Origin of the sequence: Streptomyces solicavernae (genome assembly GCF_029968095.1) — a bacterium.
GTDB lineage: Bacteria > Actinomycetota > Actinomycetes > Streptomycetales > Streptomycetaceae > Streptomyces > Streptomyces solicavernae.
Genome location: NZ_JASCIR010000008.1, coordinates 132513 through 146984 on the forward strand (window position 1 = coordinate 132513; position 14472 = coordinate 146984).

Here is a 14472-nt window from a genome sequence, read left to right on the forward strand (position 1 = left end):
ACGACGGCACAGGCCGGTACGGCGTACGGAGGACACTCGTGACACGTAAGACAGTGCGCATCGCCATGAACGGGGTGACCGGGCGGATGGGCCACCGCCAGCACCTGGTCCGCTCGATCCTCGCGCTGCGCGAGCAGGGCGGCCTCGACCTGGGCGACGGCACCGAGCTGTGGCCCGAGCCGGTCCTCGTCGGCCGCCGCGCGCACGCCCTGAAAGCGCTCGCCGACGCGCACGGTCTGGAGCACTGGTCGACCGATCTGGACGTGGTGCTCGCCGACGACACGGTCGACGTCTACTTCGACGCTCAGGTCACCTCCGCCCGCGAGGAGGCCGTCAAGAAGGCCATCGCCGCCGGAAAACACCTCTACACAGAGAAGCCGAGCGCCACCACGCTGGAGGGCTCCCTCGAACTGGCCCGTCTCGCGGACGCCGCGGGCATCAAGCACGGCGTCGTCCAGGACAAGATCTTCCTGCCGGGCCTGCTGAAGCTGAAGCGCCTCCTGGAGGGGGGCTTTTTCGGCCGTGTCCTGTCTGTGCGCGGCGAGTTCGGCTACTGGGTCTTCGAGGGTGACTGGCAGGAGGCGCAGCGCCCGTCGTGGAACTACCGCGCGGAGGACGGCGGCGGCATCGTCGTCGACATGTTCCCGCACTGGGAGTACGTGCTGCACGAGCTGTTCGGCCGTGTGAAGTCCGTCCAGGCCCTGACCGCCACCCACGTGCCGCAGCGCTGGGACGAACAGCGCAAGCCGTACGCCGCGACCGCCGACGACGCCGCATACGGCATCTTCGAGCTGGAGGGAGGCGCGATCGCGCAGATCAACTCCTCCTGGGCGGTGCGGGTCAACCGCGACGAGCTGGTCGAGTTCCAGGTCGACGGAACGGAGGGCTCCGCCGTCGCGGGCCTGCGCAACTGCCGCGCCCAGCACCGCTCGGCGACCCCGAAGCCGGTGTGGGACCCGGACGTCCCTGCCACCGACCGCTTCCGCGAGCAGTGGCAGGAGGTGCCGGACAACGGCACGTTCGACAACGGCTTCAAGGTGCAGTGGGAGCTGTTCCTGCGCCATGTGGTCCTCGACGAGCCGTACCACTGGGACCTGCTCGCGGGCGCGCGCGGCGTACAGCTGGCGGAGCTCGGGCTCAAGTCCTCCGCCGAGGGCCGCCGGTACGACGTGCCGGAGCTGACCCTGTGACCCTCCTGCTGCCCACGAAAAACGGCGCCACGCGCGCGTACGTGCCGCGGACCGAGCCGTTCCGGCCCTCGGGCTCGGCGCCGCTCGCGTCCCGCACGGTGTTCTCCGCCGCGCATGTCGTGGCCGACCCGTACGCCGACACCTCGCCGGACGGACCGGCGGCCGTCGACTGGGATGCGACGCTCGCCTTCCGCCGCCACCTGTGGTCCCACGGCCTGGGCGTCGCCGAGGCGATGGACACCGCGCAGCGCGGCATGGGCCTGGACTGGGCGGGCGCGGCGGAGCTGATCCGGCGCTCGGCGGCCGAGGCGAAGGCGGTCGGCGGCCGCATCGCCTGTGGCGTCGGCACTGACCAACTGACGGCCGTGCCCGACGCCTTCGCGTCCGCTCCCGCCGCCCTGAGCCAGGTCCTGGGCGCCTACGAGGAGCAGCTCGCGCTCGTGGAGGGGACGGGCGCGCAGGCCATCCTCATGGCGTCCAGGGCCCTCGCTGCCACGGCCCGCGGCCCCGAGGACTACCTCACGCTCTACGGCCGGCTGCTGCGCCAGGCCGCGGAGCCGGTGATCCTGCACTGGCTGGGCCCCATGTTCGACCCGGCGCTCACCGGCTACTGGGGCTCGACCGACCTGGACGCGGCGACGGAAACCTTCCTGGAGGTCATCGCCGCACACCCGGACCAGGTCGACGGCGTCAAGATCTCGCTGCTCGACGCGGATCGCGAGACCGCCCTGCGCCGCCGCCTGCCGCAGGGCGTGCGCTGCTACACGGGCGACGACTTCCACTACCCGGAGCTGATCGCGGGCGACGCACACGGCTTCAGCCACGCCCTGCTCGGCATCTTCGACCCGCTCGGACCGCTGGCCGCGGAAGCGGTGCGTGTCCTCGACACCGGCGACACGGACGGGTTCCGCAAACTCCTCAACCCGACCGTGGAGTTGTCCCGCCATCTCTTCCAGGCGCCCACCCGCTTCTACAAGACGGGTGTCGTGCTCCTCGCCTGGCTGGCGGGCCACCAGCGCCACTTCACGATGGTCGGCGGCCTCCAGTCGGCCCGCTCCCTGCCCCACCTGGCCAGGGCGTACGAACTCGCCGACGGCCTCGGTCTGTTCCCCGACCCGGACCTCGCCGAGGCCCGGATGAAGTCCCTCCTGGACGTGTACGGAGTCGCCCGATGACCGTTGACGTGAGCCGCTTCAGCATCAACCAGATGACGGTCAGGCAACTGCCGCTGCCGGAACTGGTCGCGGCCTGCGGGGAGCTGGGCGTCAGCGGGGTCGGCCTGTGGCGCGAGCCGGTCGCGGCGTACGGCCTCGACGCCGCCGCCAAGCTGGTGCGCGAGGCCGGTCTCACAGTGACGACGCTGTGCCGCGGCGGCTTCCTCACGGCGATCGATCCGCACGCGCGTGTGCGGGCGATCGACGACAACCGCCGCGCCGTCGACGAGGCCGCGACCCTCGGCACCGGCACCCTGGTCCTGGTCTCCGGCGGCCTGCCGCCCGGCAGCCGCGACCTGCACGGCGCCCGCGAACGCATCGCTCAGGCCCTGTCGGAGCTCGGCCCCTACGCGCGCGAGCGCGGCGTGCGCCTGGCGGTGGAGCCGCTGCACCCGATGTACGCGGCCGACCGCTGCGTGGTCTCGACGCTCACCCAGGCCCTCGACCTGGCGGAACGCTTCCCCGCCGACGAGGTGGGCGTCTGCGTGGACACGTACCACCTGTGGTGGGACGACCGGGCCTTCGCGGAGGTCGCACGCGCGGGGGCGGGCGGTCGGCTGTACGCGTACCAGCTCGCCGACTGGACGACGCCGCTGCCGCAGGGCGTGCTCAACGGCCGCGGCCAACTCGGCGACGGCACAGTCGACTTCCCCGAGTGGCACGCACGCATCACCGCCGCGGGCTACACGGGCCCGGTCGAGGTGGAGCTGTTCAACGACGAGCTGTGGGCCCGCGACGGCAGGGAGGTCCTGGCGGAGACGCTGGAGCGGTTCGCGACGGTGCGTTTCCCGTGACCCGCCCCCTCTCGTGACTCGCCCCATCCCTGCCCCGCCCCATCCCGTGACTCGCCCCATTCCCTGCCCCGCCCCCTCCCCTGACCCGTCTCTTCCAGGTCCCCGCGCCGCTGGTCGGGGCACGACCCCAGCCGAGTTATCCACAGGCCCGGCCCGACTGTCCGAGCCCGGCGGTAGCGTCGTGGCATGTCGAAAGCGGCGGGGAGCCCGGCAGCGGGCACGGCAAGGGGTCTGACGGCGGTCGAGGGCGTCCTGGAACGCATCACGTACGCCAACGAGGAGAGCGGTTACACGGTCGCGAGAGTCGACACGGGCCGCGGCGGCGGCGATCTGCTCACGGTCGTCGGCGCGCTGCTGGGTGCCCAGGTCGGTGAGTCCCTGCGCATGGAGGGCCGCTGGGGCTCGCACCCGCAGTACGGCAAGCAGTTCACGGTGGAGAACTACACGACGGTCCTGCCCGCCACCATCCAGGGCATCCGCCGCTATCTCGGCTCGGGCCTGGTCAAGGGCATCGGCCCGGTCTTCGCCGACCGCATCACGCAGCACTTCGGCCTGGACACTCTCGACGTCATCGAGCAGGAGCCGAAGCGCCTGATCGAGGTCCCGGGCCTCGGCCCGAAGCGCACGGAGAAGATCGCCGCCGCCTGGGAGGAGCAGAAGGCCATCAAGGAGGTGATGGTCTTCCTGCAGAGCGTCGAGGTGTCCACCTCGATCGCGGTGCGGATCTACAAGAAGTACGGCGACGCCTCCATCTCCGTCGTCAAGAACCAGCCGTACCGCCTCGCGGCGGACGTCTGGGGCATCGGCTTCCTCACCGCCGACCGCATCGCCCAGGCGGTCGGCATCCCGCACGACAGCCCGGAGCGCGTCAAGGCGGGCCTGCAGTACGCGCTGTCGCAGTCCACCGACCAGGGCCACTGCTTCCTGCCCGAGGAGCAGCTGATCGGGGACGCGGTGAAGCTCCTCCAGGTGGACACGGGCCTGGTCATCGACTGCCTCGCCGAACTCGCCGGTGAGGAGGAGGGCGTGGTGCGCGAGCAGGTGCCGGGCCCCGCGGGGGACGGACCCGTCACGGCGGTCTATCTGGTCCCGTTCCACCGGGCCGAACTCTCCCTGTCCGCCCAGGTGCTGCGGCTGCTGCGTACGGACGACGACCGGATGCCCGCGTTCCAGGACGTCGACTGGGCGAAGGCCCTGGCCTGGCTCCGGCAGCGCACGGGCGCCGAACTCGCCCCGGAGCAGGAGGAGGCGGTGAAGCTGGCCCTCACCCGCAAGGTCGCCGTCCTCACCGGCGGCCCCGGCTGCGGCAAGTCCTTCACGGTCCGCTCGGTCGTCGAGCTGGCCCGCGCCAAGAAGGCCAACGTCGTCCTCGCCGCCCCCACCGGCCGCGCCGCCAAACGCCTCGCCGAGCTCACCGGCGCCGAAGCGTCCACGGTGCACCGCCTGTTGGAGCTGAAGCCGGGCGGGGACGCGGCGTACGACCGGGAGCGGCCGCTGGACGCCGACCTCGTGGTGGTCGACGAGGCGTCGATGCTCGACCTGCTGCTCGCCAACAAGCTGGTCAAGGCCGTGCCGCCCGGCGCCCATCTGCTCTTCGTGGGCGATGTCGACCAGCTGCCCAGCGTCGGCGCCGGCGAGGTGCTAAGAGACCTGCTCGACGAGACCGGGCCGGTGCCCGCGGTGCGCCTGACCCGGATCTTCCGGCAGGCACAGCAGTCCGGCGTCGTCACCAACGCGCACCGCATCAACTCCGGTACGCCACCGCTCACTCAGGGCCTGAAGGACTTCTTCCTCTTCGTCGCGGAGGAGACCGAGGAGGCGGGGCGGCTCACCGTGGACGTCGCGGCCAGACGCGTTCCGGCCAAGTTCGGCCTCGACCCGCGGCGGGACGTCCAGGTGCTGGCGCCGATGCACCGCGGTCCGGCGGGTGCGGGCGTGCTCAACGGACTGCTCCAGCAAGCGGTGACACCGGCCCGGCCGGACCTGCCGGAGAAGAGATTCGGCGGCCGCACGTTCCGCGTCGGCGACAAGGTCACGCAGATCCGCAACAACTACGAGAAGGGCAAAAACGGCGTCTTCAACGGCACCGTCGGCGTCGTCACCGCACTCGACCAGGACGAGCAGCGCCTCACGGTCCTGACGGACGAGGACGAGGAAGTGCCATACGAATTCGACGAACTGGACGAACTGGCACACGCCTACGCGGTCACCATCCACCGCTCGCAGGGCAGCGAGTACCCGGCGGTGGTGATTCCGGTCACCACCGGGGCGTGGATGATGCTCCAGCGGAACCTGCTCTACACCGCCGTGACCCGGGCCAAGAGGCTGGTGGTCCTGGTCGGTTCGCGCAAGGCACTCGGCCAGGCGGTGCGCACGGTCTCGGCGGGACGCCGCTGCACGGCGCTTGACCACCGGCTTCGCGGGAACTGACGATGCGCGGGTGCACCGGCTGATCGATCATTTCGGTGGCAAAGGTCACGAGGGGGTTCCGGAACCGGGGCGAAGGGGGCAGGATGAGCAGGCTGGCGGCACTGAGTGCCGCCAATAGGCCCAATGGTCGACCCCGAGTGCACTCTCCAGGGCCAAATGGGGGATGGTAGAGACAGTCAGGGCACCTCGAAGAAGAGGCACAACGTCGGTGAGGGATGACGTGAGCGACAACTCTGTAGTACTGCGGTACGGCGATGGCGAGTACACCTACCCGGTGATCGACAGCACCGTCGGCGACAAGGGCTTCGACATCGGGAAGCTCCGCGCCCAGACCGGTCTGGTGACTCTGGACAGCGGGTACGGCAACACCGCCGCCTATAAATCCGGCATCACCTATCTGGACGGCGAGCAGGGCATCCTGCGGTACCGCGGCTACCCGATCGAGCAGCTGGCGGAGCGCTCCACCTTCCTTGAGGTGGCCTACCTGCTCATCAATGGCGAGCTCCCCACGGTCGACGAGCTCTCCACCTTCCGCGACGAGATCACCTCGCACACGCTGCTGCACGAGGACGTCAAGCGGTTCTACGACGGCTTCCCGCGCGATGCGCACCCGATGGCCATGCTGTCCTCGGTGGTCTCCGCGCTGTCCACGTTCTACCAGGACAGCCACAACCCGTTCGACGAGAAGCAGCGTCACCTCTCGACGATCCGCCTGCTCGCCAAGCTTCCGACGATCGCGGCGTACGCGTACAAGAAGTCGGTCGGCCACCCGGTGGTCTACCCGCGCAACGACCTCGGTTACGTCGAGAACTTCCTGCGCATGACGTTCTCGGTGCCGGCCGCCGAGTATGACCTGGACCCGGTCGTCGTCTCCGCGCTCGACAAGCTGCTGATCCTGCACGCGGACCACGAGCAGAACTGTTCGACGTCCACCGTGCGCCTGGTCGGCTCCTCGCAGGCGAACATGTTCGCCTCGATCTCCGCCGGTATCTCCGCGCTCTGGGGCCCGCTGCACGGCGGCGCGAACCAGTCCGTCCTGGAGATGCTGGAGCAGATCCAGGCCGACGGCGGCGACGTCGACTCCTTCATCAACAAGGTGAAGAACAAGGAGGACGGCGTCCGCCTGATGGGCTTCGGCCACCGGGTGTACAAGTCCTTCGACCCGCGCGCGAAGATCATCAAGGCCGCCGCGCACGACGTCCTGTCGGCCCTCGGCAAGTCCGACGAGCTGCTCGACATCGCGCTCAAGCTGGAGGAGCACGCGCTCTCCGACGACTACTTCGTCTCGCGCAACCTCTACCCGAACGTGGACTTCTACACGGGCCTCATCTACCGCGCGATGGGCTTCCCGACCGAGATGTTCACCGTGCTGTTCGCCCTCGGCCGCCTCCCGGGCTGGATCGCCCAGTGGCACGAGATGATCAAGGAGCCGGGTTCCCGCATCGGCCGCCCGCGCCAGATTTACACCGGCGTCGTCGAGCGCGACTTCGTCCCGGTCGAGTCCCGCTGACCCGGAGCCTCACCGACACCTCGCCGCGAAACTCGGCGCCCAGGTACTGAGAATCCGGCACCCGGGTACTGAGAATCCCGGCACCCAGATACAGAGAAGCGCCCCGCGACCGGTCCCCCCACGGGCCGGCCTGCGGGGCGCTTCCCTTTGTCCCCGGTTCGGATTCCCCCCACGGGATCCGGCCGGGCGTCCAAGAGTGCTGCGCCGAGCACATGTCGCGGTCCGCCGGGACGCGTACGCACGGGAGGGCCGCTCAAAGCTCCCCGGTGCACGTGCCCCGGCCAACGCTCTCCCCAGCGCCCTGGAGCGCGGGGGTACCTCTGCTGGGAACGTCCCCCAAGACATCCCCATATGGTCCGGAACGCCCCCCAAGACGTTCCAGCCATCGCACTCTTAGACCTGCGAACCCCCTGAATGGTTACGTGCCAATCTCTGTGATCTAGGTCTCTTGTATATGTCCGACTACATACACAAGGGCCCGATTGGGGGATCGGGGACCCAGAGTAAGGGGGTTGTGGGGGGTACGTGAAGGTGTTCACCGATCCTTCTCGTACCCCGAGACAGAACCGTCCCTTCGGCGGACGGCGGACGGCGGACGGCGGACGGCGGACGGCAGACGGCGGACGGCAGGGCGGCAGGGCGGCAGGGCGGCAGGGCGGCAGGGCGGCGGTGTCAGCGGAAGGACTTCAGCCGCAGGCTGTTCGTCACCACGAAGACCGACGAGAACGCCATCGCGGCACCCGCGATCATCGGGTTGAGCAGCCCGGCCGCGGCCAGCGGCAGCGCCGCCACGTTGTAGCCGAAGGCCCAGAAGAGGTTGCCCTTGATGGTGGCGAGGGTGCGCCGGGAGAGCCGGATCGCGTCGGCGGCCACCCGCAGATCTCCCCGTACGAGCGTGACGTCGCCCGCCTCGATCGCCGCGTCCGTGCCCGTGCCCAGGGCCAGGCCGAGGTCGGCGGCGGCGAGGGCGGCCGCGTCGTTGACCCCGTCGCCCACCATGGCGACCGTACGGCCGGCCGCCTGGAGCTCGCGGACGGCGGCCACCTTGTCCTGCGGCAGCACCTCGGCGCGCACCTCGTCGATGCCGACCTCGGCCGCCACCGCCTCCGCCACGGCCCGGTTGTCGCCGGTCAGCAGCACCGGAGTGAGGCCGAGGGCGCGCAGCTCGCGGACCGCGTCGGCGCTGGTCTCCTTGACGGCGTCGGCGACGGTGACGACTCCGCGTGCCACCCCGTCCCAGGCGACGGCCACCGCGGTACGGCCCCCGGCGCGCGCCTCGGCGAGGGCGGCCGACAGCTCGCCGGACAGGCTGATCCCGGCCTCGGCGAGCAGCTGCTCGCGCCCGACCAGGACGGCACGCCCGTCGACGGTGCCGCGCACGCCGAGCCCGGGGACGCCGGCGAAGCCCTCCGGCGCGGGCAGCGGCGCCCCGGCCGTGGCCTCGGCGCCCTGCGCGACGGCCCGGCCGACCGGGTGCTCGGAGGCGTGCTCCAGGGCGCCCGCGTACCGAAGCAGCTCCTTCTTGTCGGTGCCCTCGGCCGCGTACACGTCCTGGAGTTCCATGCGGCCGGTGGTGACGGTGCCGGTCTTGTCCAGGACGACCGTGTCGACGCGGCGGGTGGACTCCAGTACCTCGGGGCCCTTGATGAGGATGCCGAGTTGCGCGCCGCGGCCCGTGCCGACCAGCAGCGCTGTGGGCGTGGCCAGGCCGAGCGCGCACGGGCAGGCGATGATCAGCACGGCGACGGCGGCGGTGAACGCAGCGGCCGCGTCGCCCGTCATGCCCAGCCAGGCGCCGAGTGTGGCGGCGGCGATGAGCAGGACGACGGGTACGAAGACGGCGGCGATCCGGTCGGCGAGCCGCTGCACGGCGGCCTTGCCGCTCTGTGCGTCCTCCACGAGCCGTGCCATCCGGGCGAGTTGGGTGTCGGCGCCGACCCTGCTCGCCTCGACGACGAGCCGGCCCGAGGTGTTCACGGTGGCCCCGGTGACCGGGTCGTCCACGGTCACGTCGACGGGCACGGACTCGCCGGTGAGCAGGGAGGTGTCCAGGGCTGAGGCGCCTTCGACGACGGTGCCGTCGGTGGCGACCTTCTCTCCCGGCCGTACGACGAAGCGGTCGCCGACGCGCAACTGTCCGATGGGGACGCGCACTTCACGGCCGTGGCGCAGCAGTGCGGCGTCCTTGGCGCCGAGTTCGAGCAGCGCCCGCAGCGCGGCGCCAGCCTTCCGCTTGGCGCGGGCCTCCAGGTACCGGCCGAGCAGGATGAACGTGACGACTCCGGCGGCGACTTCGAGATAGATGGCACCGGAGGCGTCGGTACGGGTCACCGTCAGGTCGAAGCCGTGCCGCATGCCGGGCATGCCGGCCGTGCCGAGGAACAGCGCCCACAGGGACCAGCCGAACGCGGCGAGCGTGCCGACCGACACCAGGGTGTCCATGCTGGCCGCGCCGTGCCGGGCGTTGGTCCAGGCGGTGCGGTGGAAGGGCAGCCCGCCCCAGACCACGACGGGTGCGGCGAGGGTCAGCGAGAGCCACTGCCAGTGGTCGAACTGCAGGGCCGGGACCATCGCCATGAGCACGACGGGCAGCGCGAGCACGGCGCTGACGAGCAGCCGCCTGCGCAGCGCCTCGGCCTCGCCGTCGCCTTCCGCCTTGGCCCCTTCTGCCGTGGCCGCATCCGCCTTGGCCCCTTGCGTCCCGGCCGCATCCGTCCCGGCCGCATCCGCCTCCGAAACCGTGGGTTCCGGTTCCGGCGGGACGATCTCCTCGGCGGTGTAGCCGAGCTTCTCGACCGTCGCGATCAGGGCGCTCACCTCGACCCCGTCCGCGTACGCCACCTTCGCCTTCTCGGTGGCGAGGTTCACGGAGGCGGTCACTCCGTCCAGGCGGTTGAGCTTGCGCTCGATCCGGGACGAGCACGAGGCGCAGGTCATTCCGCCGATGGTGAGCTCGACCTCTGTGCCCTCCGGGGCGGTCTCGGGGTGCTCGGTCTCGGTTGCCGTGTCAGTCATGGCAGGTCACGGGTTTCTCTATGTCTGGTCGCTGTACGGGGACGGGGCGCGGCGGGACGGGACGGGACGGGATGGGCGGGGCGGGGCGGCACCCGCCCCGCCCCCGACGGTCAGGCGCGACCGGTCAGCTCGTACCCGGCCTCGTCCACGGCCGCGCGCACCGCGGCCTCGTCGAGCTCGGCCTCGGAGACGACGGTGACCTGGCCGGTGGCGGCGACCGCCTCGACGGAGGTCACGCCCGGCAGCTCGGAGATCTCCGCGGAGACGGCGCCCTCGCAGTGACCGCAGGTCATCCCGGTGACCTGATAGACGGCGGTGACGGCGGAGGTGGCGGTGGCGGTGCCCTCGGGAGCGGCGGCCGCGCTGTCGCCGTGGCAGGAGCCGGAGTGGGAGCAGCAGGAGCCGGTCGTCTGGGTCTCGGTCTCGGTCTGGGCGCTCATGTCGTTCTCCTCGTCGAGGGCGTCTGGTCGGTCCGCGGCCGGTGGCGCGTAGCGTCGGTGTACGAGGCCGGGCGGGCGTGCGGTGCCGCGGCGTAGAAGAGGCAGCCGCCTTCGCTCCCCTCCTGACACTCCCGACTGTATACCCCTAGGGGGTACTTCTCCAAGTGGGGTCACGACGTGCGAGCGAACGTGCCCAGCCGAGGGCGAGCAGCGTGATCACGGCGAGGCCGCCGAGCGAGAAGAGAGTGAAGAGGTGTTGCTGCTCGTCGGTCGGGGTCGGCAGATACCCCTGGGCGAACAGCGAGCTGTCCAGGTGGCTGGTGGTGATCAGGAGAACGAGCGAGACGGCGATCCCGTGCATCGAGTCCCACAGCGCGTGCAGCAGGGCCACGCCGAGGTAGGTGCCGAGCACCGGACCGGCGAACCGCCAGCGGCCGTCGGGGCGCCGGTACGCGAGCAGGACGGCGCCCGTGATCGCCGTCCACAGGCCGTGCCCGAACGGCGCGAGGATTCCGCGCAGGATCTCCGTCTCGATCAGCGCCTGCAGGTCGATGCCCTGGGTGGAGAGCGCGGCGTTGAACGCGTACCCGGCGCTCTCGAACGCCGCGAAGCCGAAGCCCGTGGACGCGCCGAGCACCAGACCGGCCCGCACGCCCCGCAGCTGCGGCCGGTGCCGGAGCAGCAGCATCAGGGCGCCGAGCTTGACCGCCTCCTCGATCAGGCCGACGCCGACGAACATCCACAGCGAGGGGTGCAGCAGGTAGTACTCCATGACCGAGGCGCCGAGGACGCCCAGGATCCCGCCGGTCAGGAAGCAGCCGAGCAGGGTGCCGACGCCGAGATCGGCGCCGTGCCGCTCGTACGCCCACAGCGCGAACACGCACGGCACGAGAAAGCTGCCGAGCAGGATCAGGGTCGGCAGCAGCGTCGAGTTCTGGGTCGTGTACGTGACGATCGCGGTCAGCGCCCACAGGGCGAGCCCGGTCCACAGGCAACGCTTCCACAGCCTGGGGGAGGCGGTGGCGGAGGGGCGGGGGCGGCGCGGGGGTGCGGACGGTGGCTCGGTCACGGGCTGCGAACCCCTCCAAATCGGGTGAAATCCGGGACTTCCCGAGTCTAGGCAGGGGGTGCGGGCCGTGCAGTGCGGACGCGAAGGCCCCCGAGCGGTCGTCGCGCGGGGGTCTGGGCGAGGGCGGTGCGGGTCACTCTCTGCGGCCCCGGTTCCTGGGGCGGCTCGCCACCCAGGCGTGGATGGTGTCCGCGTACCAGTAGGGCTTGCCGCCCTCCACGTGGTCGGGCGAGGGCAGGAGCCCGTGCTTCCGGTAGGAGCGCACCGTGTCCGGCTGGACGCGGATGTGTGCGGCGATGTCCTTGTACGACCAGAGCTTGCGGTCGGTCATCAGTGGTACCTCCCTGTCCGCGCGCAGTGGCGGCCCGGGGGAGCCGTCGGGGGAGCTGGGCGCGAACCGGCCTGCAGCCAGCCTGTGCCCGGCGAGCGACGCTGAGTGACCGTCGGGGAGGGCCTGTTGAACGGGTGTGACGGGAAACCCGCGTTCCCGAGACATGTGTGACGGAAGCCGGACTTTGGTTACGTGAGTGATGCATGGGGCGGGCGGGGCGGCCGTGCGTAAAGGCCGTGTATCTGGTCAAGGCGTGCGCCCCCGGCGCATGGTGGTGCACGGCCGCGCCACGCGCGCCCCGCCGTATACGCCCGCGCGTATACGCCCGCGTGCGCGTACGCGGTCAGGCGCCGCAGCCGCGCAGGTACTGCCGGGTCCGGCGGGCGATCGGCAGCGGCTGCTCAGGCGGGCACGGGTACATGTCCTGCTCGACGATCGCGAACAGCTCGACGCCCAGCTGCTGCGCCGCGTCCAGGACCGGCGCGAGGTCCGGTGTCCCGGTGGGCGGCTCGCACATCACCCCGCGGGCCACGGCGGGACCGAAGGGCAGGTCCTCGGCGCGGACCGCCGCGAGGACGCCGGGGTCGACCTGCTTGAGGTGCAGATACCCGATGCGTTCGCCGTACGTCTCGATCAGCTTGAGGCTGTCGCCGCCGCAGTACGCGTAGTGCCCGGTGTCCAGACACAGGGAGACGAGGTCGGGGTCGGTGGCGTCGAGGAGGCGGGCGACGTTCTCCTCGGTGTCGACATGGGTGTCGGCGTGCGGGTGCACGACGATCCGCAGTCCGTGGCGCTCGCGCAGCTCGCGGCCGAGGCGTTCGGTGCCCTCGGCGAGATGGCGCCACTGCCCGGCGGTCAGCTCGCGGTCCTCCAGGACCTCGCCGGTCTTGTCGTCGCGCCAGAAGGCGGGGATCACGACCAGGTGCCCGGCGCCCGCCGCGCGGGTCAGCTCGGCCACCCGGGAGACGTGTTCCCAGGTCGCGTCCCAGACGGCCGGGCCGCGGTGCAGGCCGGTGAAGACGGTGCCGGCGGAGACGCGCAGGCCGCGCCGCCCGGTCTCGGCGCGAAGGCGACCGGGGTCGGTGGGCAGATAGCCGTACGGGCCCAGCTCGATCCACTCGTAACCGGACTCGCAGACCTCGTCGAGGAAGCGCTGCCAGGGGACCTGACGGGGGTCGTCGGGGAACCAGACGCCCCAGGAGTCGGGGGCCGAGCCGATGCGGATACGCGACATTCGCGGCAACGTCATATCCGTCAGACTCAAGGCGTCCGAAGAGCACTGTCAAGGGCATGATCCGAATGTCAAGGGCATGATCCGAACGTAAGGACAAAGTGTTGACAGGGGTGGGGGCCGGGGCTGGACCCTGGGGGGTGGCTCCCGGGGCAGCGGCGACGGAAGGGGCATCGAGAGTGACCGGTCCGAGCGCACCGCAGCAGCCGCCGCGGCAGGCCGATCCGTACGACCTGATCACCATGGGCCGGATCGGCGTCGACCTGTACCCGCTGCAGACCGGGGTGCCGCTGCCCGACGTCGAGGCGTTCGGGAAGTTCCTCGGCGGCTCGCCGTCCAACGTGGCGGTGGCCGCGGCCCGGCTCGGACGCCGTACGGCCGTCGTGACCCGCACCGGACAGGACCCGTTCGGCAGATATCTCCGCCGGGAACTGCGGGAGCTGGGCGTGGACGACCGCTGGGCCACACCGGTGGACGGACTGCCGACGCCCGTCACGTTCTGCGAGATCTTCCCGCCCGACGACTTCCCGCTGTACTTCTACCGGCAGCCCAAGGCGCCCGATCTCACCCTGCGCGCCGAGGAGCTGGACCTCGACGCGATCGGCCGGACGCGGATCTTCTGGGCGACCGGGACCGGCCTGTGCGAGGAGCCGAGCCGCACGGCGACGCTCACCGCCCTCGCGCATCGCGCCAAGGCCGGCGCGGCCACCGTCCTCGACCTCGACTGGCGCCCCATGTTCTGGGCGGACGGCCCCGACGCGGCCCGCCCGCACTACGCGGCGGCGCTCGCCCACGCCACCGTCGCCGTCGGCAACCTCGACGAGTGCGAGGTCGCCACCGGCGTACGCGAACCCGAGGCCGCCGCCCGCGCCCTGCTCGCCGCCGGGGTCGAACTGGCCGTCGTGAAACAGGGCCCCAAGGGCGTGCTCGCCCTGGACCGCACGGGCGCGCGCGTCGAGGTGCCGCCCGTGCCGGTCGAGGTCGTCAACGGCCTGGGCGCGGGGGACGCGTTCGGCGGCGCCCTCTGCCACGGGCTGCTCGCGGGCTGGCCGCTTGAGCGCACCACGCGGTACGCCAACGCCGCGGGCGCGATCGTCGCCGGTCGCCTCGCCTGCTCGCCCGCGATGCCGTACGCGCACGAGGTCGAGGCCGTCCTGGAAGGGGGCGCGCGGTGAGCCTCGTCGTCGACCCGGCCGAGCAGGCCCGCTCGACGCCGCCGCGCCGCTTCGCCGAGGCCCGGCAGCACAG

At 71.5% G+C, this 14472-nt stretch carries 11 protein-coding genes; 6 read left to right on the plus strand and 5 right to left on the minus strand.

Features of this window, described 5'->3' with window-relative positions; translation table 11 throughout:
• Positions 1–38: 38 nt before the first annotated feature.
• From QIS99_RS12515 to QIS99_RS12535, 5 genes are all read left to right on the plus strand, one after another.
• Complete coding sequence (locus QIS99_RS12515; RefSeq protein ID WP_282513295.1) at positions 39–1190, plus strand: Gfo/Idh/MocA family protein; 1152 nt, start codon at positions 39–41, stop codon at positions 1188–1190.
• Positions 1187–2365 carry a dihydrodipicolinate synthase family protein gene (locus QIS99_RS12520; protein WP_282513296.1) on the plus strand — a complete coding sequence of 393 codons (1179 nt, stop codon included), beginning with the start codon at positions 1187–1189 and terminating at the stop codon, positions 2363–2365. Before QIS99_RS12515 ends, QIS99_RS12520 begins: the two co-directional genes overlap by 4 nt.
• Positions 2362–3198: a sugar phosphate isomerase/epimerase family protein gene (locus QIS99_RS12525; protein WP_282513297.1), complete on the plus strand. Its 837-nt coding sequence runs from the start codon at positions 2362–2364 to the stop codon at positions 3196–3198. Before QIS99_RS12520 ends, QIS99_RS12525 begins: the two co-directional genes overlap by 4 nt.
• 186 nt (positions 3199–3384) lie before the next feature.
• Positions 3385–5628, plus strand: a complete 2244-nt coding sequence (recD2, locus tag QIS99_RS12530; protein ID WP_282513298.1) for an SF1B family DNA helicase RecD2 — start codon at positions 3385–3387, stop codon at positions 5626–5628.
• A 220-nt stretch (positions 5629–5848) separates the two neighbouring features.
• The gene (locus QIS99_RS12535) at positions 5849–7138 is read left to right on the plus strand and encodes a citrate synthase (protein ID WP_282513299.1); all 1290 of its coding nucleotides are present in this window, start codon (positions 5849–5851) and stop codon (positions 7136–7138) included.
• A gap of 672 nt (positions 7139–7810) precedes the next feature.
• Here the strand turns inward: QIS99_RS12535 and QIS99_RS12540 are convergent.
• The 5 genes from QIS99_RS12540 to QIS99_RS12560 form a co-directional block, all read right to left on the minus strand.
• Positions 7811–10153 carry a heavy metal translocating P-type ATPase gene (locus QIS99_RS12540; RefSeq protein ID WP_282513300.1) on the minus strand — a complete coding sequence of 781 codons (2343 nt, stop codon included), beginning with the start codon at positions 10151–10153 and terminating at the stop codon, positions 7811–7813.
• A 110-nt stretch (positions 10154–10263) separates the two neighbouring features.
• The gene (locus QIS99_RS12545) at positions 10264–10593 is read right to left on the minus strand and encodes a heavy-metal-associated domain-containing protein (RefSeq protein ID WP_282513301.1); all 330 of its coding nucleotides are present in this window, start codon (positions 10591–10593) and stop codon (positions 10264–10266) included.
• Between the two features lie 145 nt (positions 10594–10738).
• Positions 10739–11662, minus strand: a complete 924-nt coding sequence (locus tag QIS99_RS12550) for a PrsW family intramembrane metalloprotease (protein ID WP_408909540.1) — start codon at positions 11660–11662, stop codon at positions 10739–10741.
• Positions 11663–11795: 133 nt separating this feature from the next.
• Positions 11796–11993, minus strand: a complete 198-nt coding sequence (locus QIS99_RS12555) for a helix-turn-helix transcriptional regulator (RefSeq protein WP_282513302.1) — start codon at positions 11991–11993, stop codon at positions 11796–11798.
• 343 nt (positions 11994–12336) lie between these two features.
• The gene (locus QIS99_RS12560; protein ID WP_282513303.1) at positions 12337–13242 is read right to left on the minus strand and encodes a sugar phosphate isomerase/epimerase family protein; all 906 of its coding nucleotides are present in this window, start codon (positions 13240–13242) and stop codon (positions 12337–12339) included.
• 224 nt (positions 13243–13466) lie between these two features.
• Here QIS99_RS12560 and iolC point away from each other — a divergent pair, with 224 nt between their 5' ends.
• Positions 13467–14399 carry a 5-dehydro-2-deoxygluconokinase gene (gene iolC / locus QIS99_RS12565; protein ID WP_408909546.1) on the plus strand — a complete coding sequence of 311 codons (933 nt, stop codon included), beginning with the start codon at positions 13467–13469 and terminating at the stop codon, positions 14397–14399.
• Positions 14400–14472 lie beyond the last annotated feature (73 nt).

Excerpts from the sequence above, each read along its gene's own strand:
- QIS99_RS12525 (WP_282513297.1), top strand. The coding sequence starts at position 2,362 with ATGACCGTTGACGTGAGCCGCTTCAGCATCAACCAGATGACGGTCAGG.
- recD2 (WP_282513298.1), top strand. The coding sequence starts at position 3,385 with ATGTCGAAAGCGGCGGGGAGCCCGGCAGCGGGCACGGCAAGGGGTCTG.
- QIS99_RS12540 (WP_282513300.1), bottom strand. The coding sequence starts at position 10,153 with ATGACTGACACGGCAACCGAGACCGAGCACCCCGAGACCGCCCCGGAG.
- QIS99_RS12545 (WP_282513301.1), bottom strand. The coding sequence starts at position 10,593 with ATGAGCGCCCAGACCGAGACCGAGACCCAGACGACCGGCTCCTGCTGC.
- QIS99_RS12555 (WP_282513302.1), bottom strand. The coding sequence starts at position 11,993 with ATGACCGACCGCAAGCTCTGGTCGTACAAGGACATCGCCGCACACATC.
- QIS99_RS12560 (WP_282513303.1), bottom strand. The coding sequence starts at position 13,242 with ATGACGTTGCCGCGAATGTCGCGTATCCGCATCGGCTCGGCCCCCGAC.
- iolC (WP_408909546.1), top strand. The coding sequence starts at position 13,467 with ATGGGCCGGATCGGCGTCGACCTGTACCCGCTGCAGACCGGGGTGCCG.